Source organism: Pontibacter indicus (genome assembly GCF_900156345.1).
GTDB classification, from domain to species: Bacteria; Bacteroidota; Bacteroidia; order Cytophagales; family Hymenobacteraceae; genus Pontibacter; species Pontibacter indicus.
In genome coordinates this window covers 449,407-466,834 of sequence record NZ_FTPP01000003.1, presented here as the reverse complement: position 1 = coordinate 466,834, position 17,428 = coordinate 449,407, and the positions used below count along the sequence as shown (strand labels likewise).

General features: G+C 60.4%; 12 protein-coding genes. All 12 read left to right on the top strand.

Features of this window, described 5'->3' with window-relative positions; translation table 11 throughout:
• The first annotated feature begins 836 nt into the window (after positions 1-836).
• The 12 genes from B0B12_RS16770 (at position 837) to B0B12_RS16715 (ending at position 17,426) form a co-directional block, all read left to right on the top strand.
• On the top strand, positions 837-3,275 hold the full coding sequence (locus B0B12_RS16770; protein WP_076671189.1) for a TonB-dependent receptor domain-containing protein: 2,439 nt from the start codon (positions 837-839) through the stop codon (positions 3,273-3,275).
• Positions 3,276-3,337: 62 nt separating this feature from the next.
• Positions 3,338-4,345, top strand: coding sequence for a hypothetical protein (locus B0B12_RS16765; protein WP_076671187.1), 1,008 nt, complete (start codon positions 3,338-3,340; stop codon positions 4,343-4,345).
• 49 nt (positions 4,346-4,394) lie between these two features.
• Positions 4,395-5,612, top strand: a complete 1,218-nt coding sequence (locus tag B0B12_RS16760; protein ID WP_076671184.1) for a lanthionine synthetase LanC family protein — start codon at positions 4,395-4,397, stop codon at positions 5,610-5,612.
• The gene (locus B0B12_RS16755; protein WP_076671181.1) at positions 5,602-6,777 is read left to right on the top strand and encodes a lanthionine synthetase LanC family protein; all 1,176 of its coding nucleotides are present in this window, start codon (positions 5,602-5,604) and stop codon (positions 6,775-6,777) included. The genes B0B12_RS16760 and B0B12_RS16755 overlap by 11 nt, the downstream gene beginning before the upstream one ends.
• A gap of 13 nt (positions 6,778-6,790) precedes the next feature.
• Positions 6,791-7,714, top strand: a complete 924-nt coding sequence (locus tag B0B12_RS16750; RefSeq protein WP_076671179.1) for an LLM class flavin-dependent oxidoreductase — start codon at positions 6,791-6,793, stop codon at positions 7,712-7,714.
• Positions 7,715-8,085: 371 nt separating this feature from the next.
• On the top strand, positions 8,086-8,298 hold the full coding sequence (locus tag B0B12_RS16745; RefSeq protein WP_076671176.1) for a class I lanthipeptide: 213 nt from the start codon (positions 8,086-8,088) through the stop codon (positions 8,296-8,298).
• Positions 8,299-8,601: 303 nt separating this feature from the next.
• On the top strand, positions 8,602-8,817 hold the full coding sequence (locus B0B12_RS16740) for a class I lanthipeptide (RefSeq protein WP_076671174.1): 216 nt from the start codon (positions 8,602-8,604) through the stop codon (positions 8,815-8,817).
• Positions 8,818-9,048: 231 nt separating this feature from the next.
• On the top strand, positions 9,049-12,219 hold the full coding sequence (locus tag B0B12_RS16735) for a lantibiotic dehydratase (RefSeq protein WP_076671172.1): 3,171 nt from the start codon (positions 9,049-9,051) through the stop codon (positions 12,217-12,219).
• A 461-nt stretch (positions 12,220-12,680) separates the two neighbouring features.
• Entirely contained in the window at positions 12,681-14,660 is a 1,980-nt protein-coding gene (locus B0B12_RS16730; protein ID WP_170871895.1) for an alpha/beta hydrolase family protein, read from the top strand.
• Between the two features lie 85 nt (positions 14,661-14,745).
• Positions 14,746-14,943, top strand: a complete 198-nt coding sequence (locus tag B0B12_RS16725) for a hypothetical protein (protein ID WP_076671168.1) — start codon at positions 14,746-14,748, stop codon at positions 14,941-14,943.
• 18 nt (positions 14,944-14,961) lie between these two features.
• Positions 14,962-15,144, top strand: a complete 183-nt coding sequence (locus tag B0B12_RS16720; protein ID WP_076671166.1) for a hypothetical protein — start codon at positions 14,962-14,964, stop codon at positions 15,142-15,144.
• An 8-nt stretch (positions 15,145-15,152) separates the two neighbouring features.
• The gene (locus B0B12_RS16715; RefSeq protein ID WP_076671164.1) at positions 15,153-17,426 is read left to right on the top strand and encodes a peptidase domain-containing ABC transporter; all 2,274 of its coding nucleotides are present in this window, start codon (positions 15,153-15,155) and stop codon (positions 17,424-17,426) included.
• Positions 17,427-17,428 lie beyond the last annotated feature (2 nt).

The window sequence follows — 17,428 nt, the reverse complement described above, 5'->3', positions numbered from 1 at the left end:
CCGCCCTATTAGCCCCAGATTAGATTGGGGCTAAACTCGCAGACAGCGGGTTTGGCGACAAGGCAATAACAGAATCAACCTTGATACCAGGTTAACGTGCGCCACAGTGCGGGTGATAACTGCTGTGAGCAGCAGAATGCCACAGAAAGCAGGGCCGGATACGCTTACTGTGCTAGTTACTGCTGACAAATAAGAACGGCCTGGGCTGGGAGGAGCCGATACGGGCGCTTGCTGCTGTGACAGCAACCGGGTGAGGGTGACGGCAAATTTGTTCCAGACGGATGGGCCGGAGCAGGAATTGAGTGACGCGGATGTCCATGGCTTCCACAGTGTAGCGGGTAGGGACTGTGGTGAAGATCAGCTACCAGGGATTGAGCCGCGGGGACCGGGCCAGCTCCATGCCTAAAATCGCGGCCTGTTGCCGTTGAGAAAAATAACATAGAAGGGATGGGGCGGTCTGATGACCGGCAGAGTGGCAACAGGATCCTGGAGGGCCTTGGTTGAATATGCTGATAACATAGGATGTATGAAATGGCGTAAAAGGGTGTATTCCCACTGACGGTGAGAGGCAGGGGCATGCCGGGCCGCGCGGGCGATGTGGTCCTGGTCCCGCTGGCGAACGCCCCAGGCTGCAGCTGGGCACCAGGCACTGTGACAGCACACAATGAGCCGGCACTACCCAGGTGCACTTGGTCTAAAGCTTTGACAGGTTAGTCTAATATTATTTCCGTTGCGCTTCATTCCTACTTGCTTTAAACCATAAATCGCAGGTAGGGGCTGATCTGAAGCGTTTTTGCTGCTTCCTGCGCTTGATAAATAACCTTAATTGATAGCGTATGAAAACGAGAGAAAGAATCCAGGCAATGAAGAGCTGGCTTTTGCTGCTCTTGGGGCTCTCCCTGGCGGGCTCGCTGCAGGCCCAGTATGTGATTTCCGGCAAAGTGCTGGAAAAAGCCGGCAAAGGGGCACCCTTTGCCACCGTGACCCTCCTGCAGGCGGCAGACAGCTCGCTGGTGAAGGGCGCACTGACAGATGAAGTGGGCCAGTTTCAGTTGCGCCAGCTCCAGCCCGGCTCTTATTTGCTGGCTGTCTCCAGTATTGGTTTCAAGAAATACTACGGGGAGGCGTTCTCCTACGAAGGCCAGGCAGTAGCGCTCGCTGACGTGGTGCTCCAGCCCTCAACCAATTCCCTGGGGGAGGTCACGATCACCGCTCAGCGGCAGGTGATGGAACGGAAAGCCGACCGCTATGTCATGCATGTGGCCGCCAGCTCGTTTCAGTCGGACAACCTGCAGGACATCCTGCAGGCGCTTCCCTTTGTGCAGATCAAAGGCGAAGAGATCGCTGTCAACGGCAAGGGGGGCGTGCTGATACTGCTGGACAACGTCCAGATGCCGGGTGCCACACTCAGTACGGTGCTGGGCTCCATGACGGGAGACGAGGTAGAGCAGATTGAGTTCATCACCAACCCCTCTTCCCGGTACCCGGCCAGTGTGGGCTCCGTCATCAAGATCACGACCAAGCGGTCGAAGCAGTACGGCATGACGGGCTCCGCCCGACTGACTGCCTCGCAGGGCCACCGGGGCAAGCTGCTGGGGGGAACCTCCATGACGTACCGGCGTGAGAAGTGGGTGGGCGCCCTGCACCTGAACTACAATGCGGGCACCAACTGGTCTGAGAACAATGGCTACCGGGTGCTGCAGGCCAACGGCGAGCGCGTGGTGCTGCACCAGGACCTGGTCTCCACTTTCACCACCCACAAGCCTTCGCTGCGTGGCAGCTTCGAGTATACGCTGGGCAAGAAAAGTGCCATCGGGCTCCAGGCCACGACCTCCTACAACCGGACCTTGCCCAGCAGCCGCACCCAGAACAGGATCCGCTTCACCCCTGAGGTGAACGGGGCGACAGACTCGCTGCTGGCCACTGATTTTAAGGATTTCGGCTACAGTGTCCTCCAGAACTACAGCCTCTTCTACCGGCAGCAGCTGGACACCCTGGGCAAGTCGATGGACGTTGTCCTGACCTACACGCCCGCGCAGCGCCGCGACCAAACTGAAATGGACTTCCAGCACATCCTCAGCCCGCAGGGAGAGTTGCGCAGGCGCCTGCGCACCATCCGCAACATCAATGCCAGCCAGGCGGCGATCTGGGTAGGGCAGGTCGACTGGGAGCTCCCTTTCCGCCAGCAGTGGAACGTGACGACGGGGGCCAAGCTCACGCACTCCCGCAACAGCACACAGCCTACACAGGAAGTGCTCACGAGCCAGGGGTTCATACAGGACGGCGCGTTCAGCTTTGAAAATGAGTTCGAGGAGAACATCGTGGCGGCCTATGCCTCGGTGGACAAGGCCGTCAACCCGCGAACGCGCGTGAGCGCGGGCCTGCGGTCAGAGTATGCCACCATGCGGGTGGATAACATCACGTCCGGAAACAGGGTGGTGGACCGGGATTTCCTGGACTTTTTCCCGACGCTGCTCGTGAACCACACCTTCTCGGAGGCCCTGCAGGTGTCGGCCAACTACCGGGCGACGATCCAGCGGCCGGGCTTTCAGGTGCTGACTCCTTTCAGGGTTTATGTCGATGACTTCACCATCACCGAGGGCAACCCGGCCCTGCGGCCCAAGTACACGAGTTCGTACTCCCTGAACGCAGTTTACAAGGGCAATCTCTTTGTGGAGTTTGAATACAAGGACGAGCAGGACGTGTACACCCAACTCCCTGCGGCGGTGGGGGATGTGACGGTCTGGAAAGACCGCAACTTTGACCTGAGCTCCTACAGCCTGGTGGGAAACTACGGTTACAAGATCACCAACTGGTGGTCCGGCAGCGTGTTTGCCTACGGGGCCGTGTATGACTCCAGGATCGACGCCGAGCAGGACAACGCCGTGACCGTTCCGCGGAGCCTCTTCCATACCTTCGGCATTGAAAACACCTTTTCGCTTCCCGCCGGGCTGCGCCTGGAAACCTCTTTCAAGTACACGGGTCCTTTCCGCTACGGCCTGATTGACATCGTGCCGAACCACTATTCGCGCATCGCCCTGAAGGGGGATCTGCTGGATAAGAAGCTGCAGTACACGCTGGCCGTGACGGACTTGCTGCGGGGGGACGTGACAGGCGGTGCCATCAACGCCTTCAACGTGGAGACGAATCTGACCAACTACTACGACGCCAGAAGGGTGCAGGTGGGCCTGGTCTACAAGTTCGGCAAGAGCACGGTGAAGAACGCCCAGAACAAGAAACTGGGCAATGAGGATGTTGTGGACCGGGTGCAGTAAGCGCAGGCCATCGGACAACCATTCAAATCATCAACAGGCCTTGTGCTGTAAATCGAAAGACCATGGACGCATTACTCCAGTTGAATACCACGATCCCCCCGAGTGACCGTAAATACAGTTACGGCAGAGTGCTGACCTTCTTGGAGCAAGAGGAGGAGGAGCGCCTGGGGCTGTCCCCGGACATGAAAGCCTACTATGGCGCATACCGGGAGCGCCTCAAAGCCCTCAACCAGGCCATGTTCAGGCCGGGGGCCGACCACGGGCTGCTCCTGGCCGATCTCCAGGCCCTGGAGGCGGAAGTAGCCGGACGGGAGGGGATTTCCCCCTTCCTGCGGGACTACCTGCTGACGCAGGTATGGCCGAAGACGGCCTACTGTCACTACAAGCGCCAGGACTTCGGGGCGGCCGAGCAGGAGCTGGACAGAAAGTTTGAGCGGGGGATTGCCCTGTGTCACCAAGGCTTTTATTTCCAGTTCTTCGATCTGCTGGAGCAGGTACTCAACCTCAGCAAGCTGCAGGCCGCCCAGCAGCAGATGGCGGCCTGTGTCCACAACTGGACCGAGCTTTTCCGCTTTCTGGTGCAGGGCAGCAGCGAGGACCCGCTTTTCAGCCGGTTTAACCAGCTGCCCCTGGACACGGGCCTCTACCGGATCCTGAAGGAGTACACCATTCTGAACTTTCTCAACATCTACCTCAACGGGTACATGAAGTTTGGGGGCTATCCCAACCCGAGCGAGCTGTTTTCAGGTTGGTACCAGGGCATGGAGGTGGACACGAGCGAGCGGCTCGCCCTTTACCAGTTCATCGCCCTGCAGGAAAGCGCCCGGGACAAGTCCCTGGCGAAGCTCACCGGGGAAGTGGTCGAGTTCTCGCAGCTTTTCCCCCAAAAGAATTACCTGCTGCTGCGCTGTGCCCTGCTGGCCCTGCTGGTCGGCCGGCTGGAAGAGGCGGCACCCGAGCAGGGCACCGGCCAGGCGCTCCTGCTGCGGGATTACCTGCAGGCCCTGGAAACGGGCATCCCGTGGGTACAGGATTTAATCAACAGGCTGACGCCCTGGGTGCGCGCCTAACGGCTGCGCGCAGGGCACTGCGAACAGACACCTTCTAAACAGATTCTCTATGAACGCATCTACGCTCACCGCACCAGCGGTCTCCCCTCCCGGGCGGGAGGAGCTGGGCGCCCTGGTCACGCGCATCGAGGCCAGTGTGCAAGCCCACACACACGTGCTGGCCAGCCCCACCATCAGCAACGGCTGGCTGGGCGCCTGTCTTTTCTATTGCTACTATGCCCGGTACACCGGCAATGACGCTTATTTTGAGTTGGCAGCCCAGTACCTGGACAAGGCCCTGGCGTTGGTAGACTACAAATACTACCAGCGGATTTACCCGACCGACTCCTACGACGCCAACATCGCCGCGCTGGGGATTTTCTTCATCCGCTCCCGGGAGAAAGGCTTACTGGATTTCGACGTGAGCCCCTACCTGGCCACCATCGAAGACACGCTGCACCTGCTGTGCCAGAACAAGATCAGGCATGCTGACTTCAGCATCTTCTCCGGGGCGCTGGCCACGGGCAACTACCTGCTGCTGGCCAGCCGGACAGACCGAAACGACCAACTGCTGACCGAGATCGTCGAGGCGATCGCCGCCCACGCGGTGGAGGCCCCTTCCGGGGGCATCTACTGGGTCAGCCCACGGCTCCATAACAAGGTCTACCTGGGGCTGAGTCATGGCTCCTGTATGATCATCTCATTCCTGTGCGCCGTGCTGGAACGGGGCCTGCTGGTGGATGAATGCCGCAGCCTGATCGAACGGGCGGCCGCCTTTGTGCTGCAGTGCAGGCGCCCCAACCCAAAGGGGCTTTTCCCCCATGTGCTGGGGGAGGAAGTGGAGAACACGCAGTTCAGCCTGTGCTACGGCGATCTGGGCGTAGGCTACGGGCTGCTGCGGGGTGGCCTGGCGCTAAACGACGAAGCGCTGGTAGCCGCCGCCCGCGACATCCTGGCGGCCTGCCTGGACCGTACCTACGAGGATGGCCTGACCTATGACGGCAGCATGACCTACGGCGCCTCCGGGCTTGCCTACCTGTACCGGAAACTTGCCAAGCTGGACCCCCGGGGAGCACCCTTTGAGCGCGCCTACGCCTACTGGGTGCAGCAGATTCCCCGCAATGCGAAGGAGGAGAACGGCTTCTGCGGCTTCCGTTCCTTCTTCAAACCGGAATCCGACCTCTTCAACCTGTCCTATGCCTGGGGCATCCTGGGGATCGGCATCACGCTGATGCAGTACCTGGAGCCGGACCTGCCTGTCCTGGAGGGGATCAACCATGGGATCTGACCTGCGTGGGCCGCGGATGGCCTCGGAGGCCGCCCGGGAGCTGAAGCGGCTGAGTGTCTTCGATCCCGAGGCGTCCGATGCGCTCTACACGGGAAACCTGGGCAAGGTCATCTCGCTGCTGACCCTGGCGGACTACCACCGGGAGGCGGCTTTTGTGGAAGAGGCCGTCGGCATGCTGCAGGCCGTTCTGGAACGGCTTGGGGAGCGCCAGGGCGTGAAGTTCAGCTCCGCCATGAGCAATGGCCTGAGCGGCTTCGGGTACGTGCTGCTGCTGCTGCGGGAAAGCCCTTTCCTGGGGCCGGAGGTGGACACACAGCTGCTGCTGGACTGGGTGGCCACCCAGGTTTTTGAAAAGTCGAAGGCCGAGATAGCGCGGGGGGACCTCGATCCCATGTATTCGGCTATGGGGGGACTCTATTTCCTGTCCCGGTATGCCCAGCGCCACCCGGCGGGGTGCTCCTATGTGCAGGGGCTCGTGCAGGCGCTCAGTGCCCGGGTCCAGGACGACCGGCACGGCAGCTATCTGGCGAACAGGCGCTACCAACCGGAGGCACGCTACGTCATCAACACGGGGCTGGCGCACGGCCTCTGCGGGATGGTGCTGGTGCTCACCCGTGTCCACGCCTCCTGTCCTGTGGCGGGGGCGGAGGCCCTGACGCGGAAACTGCTGGCCTACCTGCGGGCACTCTACATCCCCTACGCAGCGGATGCGGAGCGTTTTTTGTTTCCGCGGTCGGTCTCCGATGAGGGAGTGCCGCTCCTGCAGGCCCGGCAGCACAGCGCCAACATCGGCTGGTGTACGAGTGATTTGTCCATGGCCTATGCTTTCCTGAGGGCTGGCCACGTATTGGGGGACCAAACGGTCACATCCTTCGGAGAGACGCTGCTGCGGGACTTCCTGCAGTTTGAGCAAAGCGGTTTACCGCTTCAGGGGGCGAATTTTTGCCACGGCTATGCCGGCTTCTCCTGGCTTTACAGGAAATGTTTTGAGCTCACGCGGCTGCCCGCCTGCCGGGAAGCGGCCGACTACTGGCTGGTGCGGGCGGAGGCCTTCGAGGCAGCGGAAGGGGACAGCCTGCTGGACGGGCGCCTGGGTGTCTGCCAGGTGCTCCTGCAGCGGGACGGTCGGCAGGGGATGGCCTGGGATGAAGTATTTTTTCTTTAAGCAAAGCACATTTATGAAACTAAGTCTTCTGGAATTCGGAGAGGGGGATGCCGGCAGCAACAGCCTGGTGCGCCTGCGCAACGTGTTTGACTACGCCCTGCGGGCCGACGAGCTGGGCTTCCACAGGATCTGGCTGGCCGAGCACCACCACTACAACCGGAGAAGGGCCTGGGGCTGTCCCCTGGCGGTCATTCCGGTAATCGCCGGCATGACGGAGCGGATCAGGGTCGGGACCGGGGGCATCCTGCTCAGGCTCCACAACCCCTTTGACGTGGCATCGCAGTTCAAGCTCTGGAACAATATTTACGCCAACCGGCTGGACCTGGGCCTGGCAAACGGGGGCTCCCCCAAGATCGAGTCCCTGGAGCTCCCGCCTGCTCCGGGCGCTACCGCCTCCTTTGACTCGAAATTTGAGCAGGTGGTCGCTTTCCTCCGGGATGAGGAGAGGCTGCGGGAGCGGCGCATCGTCCTGCCGCCCTTCCAGGGGGCGGTGCCCGATCTGTGGGCGCTGAGTACCTCTGCGCGCGGCTTTCACCGGGCCCTGCAGCACGGGACCCACTACGTCCGGTCTATTTTCCACGAGGTGGCCGAGCGCGAACCGCAGCTGGAGGCCTTTGAAGCGTTTAAAGCGCAGTTTGCGCAGCGGCACGGGCGGCCAGTAAAAACCATTCTCGCCATCTCGGGGAGTTGCCTGCGAAACGAAGCGCGTCTGCGGGCTTTGAGGCGGGAGGGGGAGCGGGACGACAAGCACCACCTGATCGGCACGGCATCCTACTTCAGCGAGGTGCTGCCGGAGCTCCTGCAGACCTACGGGGCAGATGAGATCATGTGGCGCGACATGAGCAAGCACCTGGATGAGAAACTCGAGACGCTGGAGCTGCTGGCTTCGGTGGTCGGGCAGGAGCAGCAGGCGTGCGTGGCCTGTCCGGCACACTGAAACCGCCTTCCCTGGCCCTTCCTGCACCGGTAAGCGAGTTTTTCGCCACCGGTGCCCTGCTTGCTTCATAGCCCCGCAAAGGGCAGCCAAGCGCCCCCTCCCGGTCATGCCCGGGAGGGGGCGCTTGGCTGATGGCCCTGTTCGGCCGATTCCCCGTCTTGCGTCCGGCAGGGACGATGGGCTGCTACCGCCCCCCTTCACAAGCGCCTGCCGCTGTGGGACCGCAGGCGCAAAAAGCCCGAAACGGCCCCTTGGTCGAAGCGGGCGGCGGGTATGTCTAAAGAGTTAGGCCTCCGGCGACGGACTGCCTACCTTTCGAGTGTTAATTGATCATTGACAGCGAATAATTCTAACCCTTAACAAAACTAAAAATGAAAAAGAAAAGCACAAATCCGCTTGACCTCGACAAGGAAACAATTGCCAAGCTAGATGAAAAGCAGCTGGACGCGCTGGCCGGCGGCGCTGGCGATCCGGAAGAGGCAGAAGAGGCCACCTGCCTGTTCCTGACCCGCAACACGGTGAAGGAGCTGGAGGGCGATGGCGATGCCGCTGCTGACTGCTGCGGAACGGTGAACAGCAACTAAGCCGGGTGACCGCCTGGTTGCTCGCCTGTACAGAAGGCCCGGGACATGACGTTCCGGGCCTTTTTCATGCCAGGCTGCCCGGCCGCTTGGCGCCGCCTGCTCCGGTTGCCCTGGGACTGTCCGGCCTGGTAAACCGCGCAGGGCCCGTGCGCCGCCCCCGTCTTGTAGCCTGGAAGGCCCGCCTTGGTCGAAGCGGGCGGCGGGTATGTCTAAAGAGTTAGGCCTCCGGCGACGGACTGCCTACCTTTCGGATGTTACTTGATCAATGACAGTGAATAGTTCTAACCCTTAACGAAACCCAAGATGAAAAAGAAAAACAACATCAACCCGCTCTCCCTTGACAAAGAAACAATTGCCCGACTGGACGAAAAGCAGCTGGACGCCCTGGCCGGCGGCGCTGGCGATCCGAATGAGGCGGAGGAGGCCACCTGCCTGTTCCTGACCCGCAACACGGTGAAGGAGCTGGAGGGCGATGGCGATGCCGCTGCTGACTGCTGCGGAACGAAGAACAGCAACTAAGCCGGATGACGGCCTGGTTACCTGGTCATGAGGAAGGTCCGGACATTACGTCCCGGACCTTCTTTTTTTGGGATGGCGCTTGCCTACAGCTGCGTTTTGGAACGAATCGGTGGCTTTGTCGAAGCGGGGGCCGGGTATGTCTAAAGAGTTAGGCCCGCCAGTGGCGGTGGCCTACCTTTCAAGTGGTGCACTAGCAAAGCGCCCCATGGGAAGCTTAAAACAATACAACTTATGAAATTCGTACATTCTTTGGACTACTATCTGCTACGGACTGCGGCCCTTCCCCTGGAAGAGGCCTTTGCCTTTATGGAGGAAAGCCAGCCGACAGGTCAGCAACTTTGCCCGATCATGTCTGAGCCTTTCATCCGAAGCGCCTTCTACCTGGCCTCTCCTGACTTTACGGAGGCACTGGACAATTACCTCGAGCGCGGGGAACCGTGGAAGGCCGATGAGAAAATCATCAAGTCCTTTTACAAGTACTACGTGCGGATGAGCAGCCGCTGCACGCCTTTTGGACTGTTTGCCGGCTGTGCCGTCGGTGCCTTCGCAGACAGCACCCACATTGCGTTCCGCCCGGAAAAGATGCGCACCATCTCGCGGCTGGACATGTATTACGTATCGGCCCTGTCCGAGTACATCAACCGGCTCCCCCAGATCAAGAACCAGCTGCTGTATTACCCCAACGAGACACTTTACGCTGTCGGGTCCGACTACCGCTACATTGAGTTCTCCACGGTAAAGCCCACCCGCAAATACAGGCTGTCCTCCTTCAGGGGGAGCGACCTGATCTCAGGCCTGCTGGCAGCGTCCCGAGAGGGGATATCCTACGCGGCCCTGGTAGCCTCCCTGCAGGCGCAGGGCTTTGATGAGGCAGCTACCGTGCAGTTCATCGACAACCTGATTGAGTCCCAGATCCTGGTGAGTGATTTGCTGCCCTCAATCACGGGGGAGGAGTACTTTGGCGCGCTGCTGCGCAGGTTGCGGGCCCTGGCTGGGACCGGGCAGCTGGTGGCGGACCTGGAGGCGGTCCATGCGGCCGTCAAGGCCGGCAGCTGGACGCCGGCAGCCAGCGCGCAGGTACGGGCCTTGCTGGGCAAATACGTGCCCACGCAGACGAAAGACATGGTCCAGACCGACCTGTTCTTCTGCACCGAACACAACACCATCAGCCGGAAGGTCATCGAGGAGGTGGCCGGCCTGGTGGAGGAGTGCGTCAGCCTGCAGCCGTTTGGAAGCTCAACCGGCCTGCGTCAGTTCATTACGAAATTTGAGGCGAAGTACGGGGAGCAGGAGGTGCCCCTGCTGCTGGCGTTGGACGGGGAGAACGGCGTCGGTTTTCAGGTGACAGACCCGGGGGCCTCGGCGTACATGCCCCTGCTAGAGAACATCCACGTGCCGGCGGGCAGGCCTCCGCGCACGACGCCTTGGGGGGCAGACAAGGACCATGCCCTGCGCCTGATCCTGGACGCGATCCAGACGGGAAGCCGGGTGGTCGATCTGCAAAAGCCCCTGGCGGCGGAAGCCGGGAGCGGGAAGAAGGGCAGCAAGCTGCCTGCCAGCATGTTCCTGTTCGGCAGCCTGCTGGCGGGTTCGACCGAGGAGTTGGATGCGGGCCACTATCAGTTTGTGCTGAACAGCGCCGGCGGTCCCTCCGGGGCTAACCTGCTGGCCCGTTTCTGCCACGGTGATGCGCAGCTCGAGGCCCGCGTCCGGGAGACCCTGCAACAGGAGGAGGAGCTGCAGCCGGAGGTGCTCTTCGCCGAAGTCGTGCACCTGCCAGACGGTAGAACGGGGAACGTGATCATGCGGCCCGCACTCCGCCGCTACGAGATCCCGATCCTCACGCAGGCCTCTGTCGAGGAGGAGTACGTGATCCGCCTCTCGGACCTGCTGGTCTCCGTCAGTGGAGGGAAGGTGGTGTTGCGTTCCCGCCGCCTGAACAAGCGCGTGATCCCCCGCCTCACCAATGCCCACAATTACGCACGCGGTCTCCCGGTCTACCGGTTCCTCTGTGAACTGCAGAGCCAGGGGCTCGACAGCCTGCAACTCTGGAACTGGTCAGTCTTCAGGCAGCAGCCCTTTTTGCCGCGGGTACAGTACGGCAAGCTCATCCTCAGCCGCGCGACCTGGAACCTGAAGAAATCAGAATTCCTGGAGGGGAGCCGGCAGGAAGGGGCACTCGCTTACCTGGCCGCACTCCGGGACAGGCGACAGCTGCCGGACAAGGTCAGCCTCGTGGAGGGGGACAACGAACTCCTGCTGAGCATGGCCTCGGCGACGAGTCTCCGGATCCTGGCCGACAAGCTCTGCAAACGGGACGTGGTGCTCCAGGAGTACCTGTTTCGCCCCGACAACTGCTTTGTCAAAGATGCGCGGGGAAGCTATGCCCATGAGCTGGTGATTCCCTTCTGCACGCAGCGGGAGCCCGCAGCGGCCCTGCCGCGGCCCGAGCCGGCTGCTCGTCCGGCGCCAGCCCTGAAACGGGACTTCCAGGTGGGGGAGCCCTGGCTCTATTACAAGATTTTCACCGGAAACAAAACGGCCGACAGGCTCATGGTGGAAGGCATCAAACCCTTGGCGGAGTCACTGCTGATTGAAGGGGTGATCGAGAAATGGTTCTACCTCCGCTACGATGAGCAGGGGCACCACCTCCGGGTCCGCTTCTTTCACGGCGGCAGCGACAGTTTCTGGAGCACGGTCATCCAGCGCATGGAGGCCCTGCTGCGTCCCTACCGGGCAAGTGGCCAGGTCCACCAGGTGCAGCTGGACACCTACCAGCGGGAGGTGGAGCGCTATGGATTCCAGACCATGGAGCTGAGTGAAAGCCTGTTTTTCTACGACAGCATCGCGGTGACCGAATTCCTGGAGCTCATTGACGGGGACCGGGGGGAGGAGTACAGGTGGCTGTTCGCCCTGCTGAACGTGGACAGGCTCCTGGATGATTTCGGGATGTCCCTGTATGAGAAGTTCCAGCTGGTCAGCCAGCTGCGGGAATATTTTTACCAGGAGGCAAACAGGGGCAGCCAATCCAAAAAATTGTGGATCAGCCTCAACGACGGCTACCGTGCCAGGGCCAGGGACATCCGGGACCTGCTGGAGCGCGAGGAGAACCGCCACGAGGATGTGCGGGAGGCAGTCGACTGCTTCAGGCGCCGGTCGGAGCGTAACCTGCCGGTCACCCAGGAGATCATCCGCCTGCTCAGGCAGCCCGGTGGAAAAGGGCCGGTCTCCCTCTCCAGCCTGGTCAGCAGCCATGTCCACATGACGCTGAACAGAACCTTCCTGGCCAAGCAGCGGATCCATGAAACCGTTATTTACCATTTCCTGGCCAAGTACTACGATTCGAGGATCGCCCGCGAAGAGCATGTCTCCACAAAGTCAAATAAAAAAGTAATCACCTGAAAACCAGTATGATGAACCGAATTCTTGAACTCCTGCTACTCATCGCAATGCTCGGGTGGGGGATGCCCCGGCTCGGCTTTGCGCAGTACGCCCTGCCCTACCAGAAGCCATCCCAGGCGGTGGCGGCCCTTGTGAAACTGCCTGCCGAGCTTGTCATGAGCCTTAGCCCGGACCGGCAGATGATTCTGCTCTGCGGCTATGACCGCTTTCCGGACCAGGGGGCGCCGCCGGAGGACAGGGTTCTGGCACTTGGCGGGGTCCGCTTTGATACGGACGGAAACCTGCCGGCCGACATGCCCTGGTACAATGCCCTCTTGCTCAAGCGCGCCAGCGGGGACAGCGCGACCTTCCCCATCCGGGGGCTGCCGCCGCAGCTCCGCATCGTCGACTACAAATGGTCCGACGACAGCCAGTACCTGGCTTTGGGCCTGCGGGAGGCCAAGGGGGTCAGCTTGTGGCTGGTGGACGTCAAAGCCCGGAAGGCCCGCAGGCTGTACAACGGGTACCTCAACTTTTCCCTGGTGGATGAGGCCTTCTTCGCCTGGCTTCCCCAGCAGCGCAGCCTGGTATTCGCTGCGCTCCCGGAACGGGGGGATCCGGCCGTCGGGCCCCGTAAGCCGGTCATTTACGAACATGACAGGCAGGCCCAACCCCAGCGGACGTACCAGGGGCTGCTGAAGCATGAGGCGGATGAGGCGCTCTTTGACTATTATGCCACCTCACAACTCAAAAAAGCAGACGTGCGGGGCAGGATTTCCCCCCTAGGGGAAAGCGGGCCGATTGCCAGCTTTGAGCCCTCCCCGGATGGACGCTACATCAAGGTGCACTATGTGGCCAGGCCCTACACCTACACCCAGACCTTCCACCGCTTCCCCTCCGAAGTGGTGGTGCTGAGCCAGGAAGGTCGGGAAGTTGTCAGAAAATCCATCGGGCCGGTGAACCGGCCGCTGGGCAGGGATGCGGCCTACGATGTACCCCGCCACTTTACCTGGCGCTCAGACGTGGGGGCCACCCTGACCTGGGTGGAGGCACAGGACGGGGGCGACCCCAAGGCGGAAAGCACCGAACGGGACCGCCTGTTCGCCTGGGCCGCCCCCTTTGACCAGGCACCGCGGTTGCTGCAAAGCAGTGCCCTGCGGCTGGAGGCCGCTTACTGGATACGGGATACCCTGGCGATCCGCTCTGAAAAGTGGGGGGCAACCCGGACAGGTCATTGGGTGCTGTTCAACCCCCGCACGGGAGCGACGCTAGACACGCTGCTGCACCTGGGCCGGCAGGGGACATCCTTTGATCCGGGCAGTCCGGTCTACGAAAAGGCGGGCGGGGGGAAGCGGCTGCTTTTCCGGGATGGCAGCATTTACCTGTCCCGCAAACCCGTCAACGCGCGGGATGAGGTGGAGCCCGTGCTGGAGAAACTGCACCTGCGCAGCAAGCGCCGGGAGGTGGTCTGGCGATCGGCAGCCCCCCACTATGAGTTCCCGGTGGCCTTTGAGCAGGGGGATGCCTGGATCATGGCGCGCCAGTCCCGCACCGTTCCCATCAACCTGGTGCGGGTGGACCTGGCCAGCGGAAAGGAGGAGGTGCTGACTTTCAATGGCAACAACCTGGAAGTGCTGCAACAATCCCTGGTCACGCAGGAGCTGACTTACCTGCGGGCGGACGGCGTGCCGCTGCAGGCCACCCTGTACTACAACCGGGACAGTGTGCGGGCGGATCGCCTGCTGGACTGCCTGGTATTCGCCTACCCCATTGACCACGTCGGCAGCGCCGGTGGGGCCGCCACGTACCCTTACCGCTACGAAGCCTCCCTGTCGCTGCAAAAACTACTGGCCTATTCCGGCTACGCGGTGCTGGACAATGCCGCGTTTCCGATCATCGGCCGGGAGGGGAGCCCGCCCAACGATACGTACCTGGAGCAGATCGAGCTGAATGCGCGGGCAGCGGTCCGGGCGGCAGGCGGCACCGGCCTGATCGACACGTCCCGGATGGCCGTGATGGGCCACTCCTACGGAGCGTTTATGGTAGCCAACCTGCTGACCCATACGAACCTGTTTAAAACGGGGGTGGCCATGAGCGGTGCCTACAACAGGTCCCTGACCCCTTTCGGGTTCCAGCGCGAGTACCGGTCCTACTGGGAGGAACAGGCGCTCTACCACCGGCTTTCGCCTTTTCAGAATGCCGACAAACTCAACCGGCCCATTCTGCTCTTCCACGGGGAGCGCGATGAGAACGCAGGCACGCATTACAGGCAGTCAGAGGCCTACTTCGCGGCCTTGAAGGGGCTGGGCAAGACGGTTCGCTTTGTGTCACTGCCAGGGGAGGCGCACGCCTACACCTTGCTGGACTCTTACCTGCATATCCTCTGGGAAGTGGACACCTGGCTCCGGAAGCATTTGCAGGACGGGCCGCCCAAGGTGCTGGGTTTGACGAATGGAAACTGACCTTGGTCGAAGCCCAGCCGGCCATTGGTCTAAATAAATTCTGCGTGAGGGGGCGCTTAAATAATTTAAGGGAAAAGAAGAGAACATGAAAAAGCTATTCAACTTCAAAAGCAAGCGCAAGGGCCTGGCGGACTTTTACGAACTGTCCGTCGAAGAGGCCGAGGCCAACCAACTGAGCGGGGGCTTTAAGGAATACAAGCCCACCATCTACAACGCCGACAAGCACCAGCGCGTGCAGATCAAGGTCAGCCATTTGCTGAGTGGGATGGAGGAAATGATATAAGCGATAACCAAACACCATATGAAAAAGAGCAAAAAAGTAAAGGACAGGAAAACGATCGAGGAGCTTAAGCGGCTACGGCTGTTTGGCGATTCCGAGGGGCAGGACCCGCACGAGGGCCTGGACCAGATGGCCGGTGGGAACGCAGGCCCCACGGTCGAGACGCACTGGCCGACCACAACGAACAAACTTCCTCATAAATAGCGCGCGCGATGCATTCAAAGTATAAGTTTTATAAGCAGTTGGACTACATGGACTGCGGTCCCACCTGTTTAAGAATGGTGAGTGCATATTATGGGAAGGAATACACCCTGGACTACCTGCGGTCCATTTCGCACATTACGAAGAACGGCGTCAGCTTTCTGGGCCTCAGCGAGGCCTCCGAAAAGGTCGGGTTCAGGACACTGGTGGGCAAGCTCTCCTATAGCCAGCTGAAGGAGGAGGTGCCCCTTCCCTGTATCCTGCACTGGAACCAGGACCACTTTGTCGTGCTCTATGACGTGAAGGAGAAGTCCCTGCTGCGGCGGGAGGAGAAGCTCGTGATCGGCGACCCCGGCCATAACCTGGTGGAGGTGGACGTGGAAACGTTCAAAAAGTGCTGGGTCAGCACGGACGACGGGCGAGGGGTTGCCCTGCTGCTGGAGACCACACCGGAATTTTACACCCGCCAGGCAGAGGAGGAGCCTCAGGAGAACTCCACCAGCATTGGTTTTCTGTTTCAGTACATCAAGCCCTACAAGGCCTATCTCTTCCAGATTTTCCTGGGGATGATCCTGGCCAGCTTCATCAGCATGTGCTTTCCCTTTCTGACGCAGAGCCTGGTCGACTTCGGGATCAACAAGCAGAACTTAGACTTCGTCTACCTGGTGCTGATCTCCCAGCTGGCCCTCTTCATCGGGAGCCTGCTGGTCAACCTGATCCGGAACTGGATTCTGCTCCATGTCAGCACCCGGATCAGCATCACGATCATCTCGAACTTCCTGATCAAGTTGATGAAACTGCCCATTAATTTCTTTGAGTCGAAGAACATCGGCGATATTACCCAGCGCATCAGCGACCACCACCGCATTGAGACCTTCCTGACGGGCTCGGCGCTGAGTACGCTCTTCTCTATCATCAACCTGGTCATTTTCTCTGTCGTGCTGGGTATTTACGATATGCGGTTCCTGCTGGTCTTCTTTGTGGGGAGCAGCCTGTCTGTGGCCTGGATTTTTCTCTTTCTCAAGCGCAGGCGAAACATCGACTACAACCGCTTTCAGCGGGCACGGGAGAACCAGAACAGCATTTACGAGATCATCACCGGTATGCAGGAGATCAAGCTCTACAACAGCCAGAAATCCCGGCGCTGGGAATGGGAGAAGATTCAGTCCAAGCTCTTCAAGGTCAACATTAAGAGCCTGGCCCTGGAGCAGTACCAGGAAATCGGCGCCACGTTTTTCACACAGCTGAAAAACATCCTGATCTCCTTCATGGCGGCCGTATTGGTGATCGAGGGGCAGATTTCCCTGGGGGTGATGCTGAGCATCTCCTACATCATCGGGCAGATGAACGGCCCGCTCAACCAGCTCATTCAGTTTGTCAAGACCGTACAGGATGCCAAGATCAGCCTGGAACGGCTGGGGGAGATCCACAACAAGCAGAATGAGGAGAAGAGCAACGTCCAGGTGACGGACATGCAGGAAGAGGAATTCGGGCATTCGCTCAACCAGGTCTTCTTTGCCAAAGGGCTCAACAGCAGGTTCCGGCCGGGCATCACGCTGGACAACGTCAGTTTCCGGTATGGACATGCCAAGTCCGCCCTGGTGTTAAAGAACATTAATCTCCACATCCCCAAGGGACAGGTCACGGCCATCGTGGGGGCCAGCGGGAGTGGGAAGACGACCCTGATGAAGCTGCTGCTTAAATTCTATGCACCCACCGAAGGGGAGATCTTGGTGGACGGGAGCAACCTCAACGACATTTCCGCCAAGCTGTGGCGAAGCCAATGCGGCACCGTCATGCAGGATGGCTACATTTTCTCTGACTCCATCGCCCGCAACATTGCCCTGGACGGCAATAAGATCGACGAACTCAAATTGATGAACGCGGTGCATGTGGCCAACGCGCACGACTATATCTCGCAGCTCCCGCTGGGTTTTACAACCCGCATCGGGAACACGGGCTCCGGTCTGAGTGGCGGGCAGAAGCAGCGGATCTTCATTGCCCGTGCCGTTTACAAGGAGCCGAGTTACATGTTTTTTGACGAGGCGACCAGCGCCCTGGATTCCAACAATGAGCGCATCATCATGGAGAACCTGGACGAATTCTATATCGGGAGGACGGTGCTGATCATCGCCCACCGGCTGAGCACGGTCAAGAAGGCCGATCAGATCATTGTCATGAAGGACGGGGAGATCGTCGAGCAGGGCACACATTTGAGCCTGGTTTACCAGCGGGGCTATTACTATGAACTTGTCAAAAACCAGCTGGAGCTGGACGCCGCCTAAAC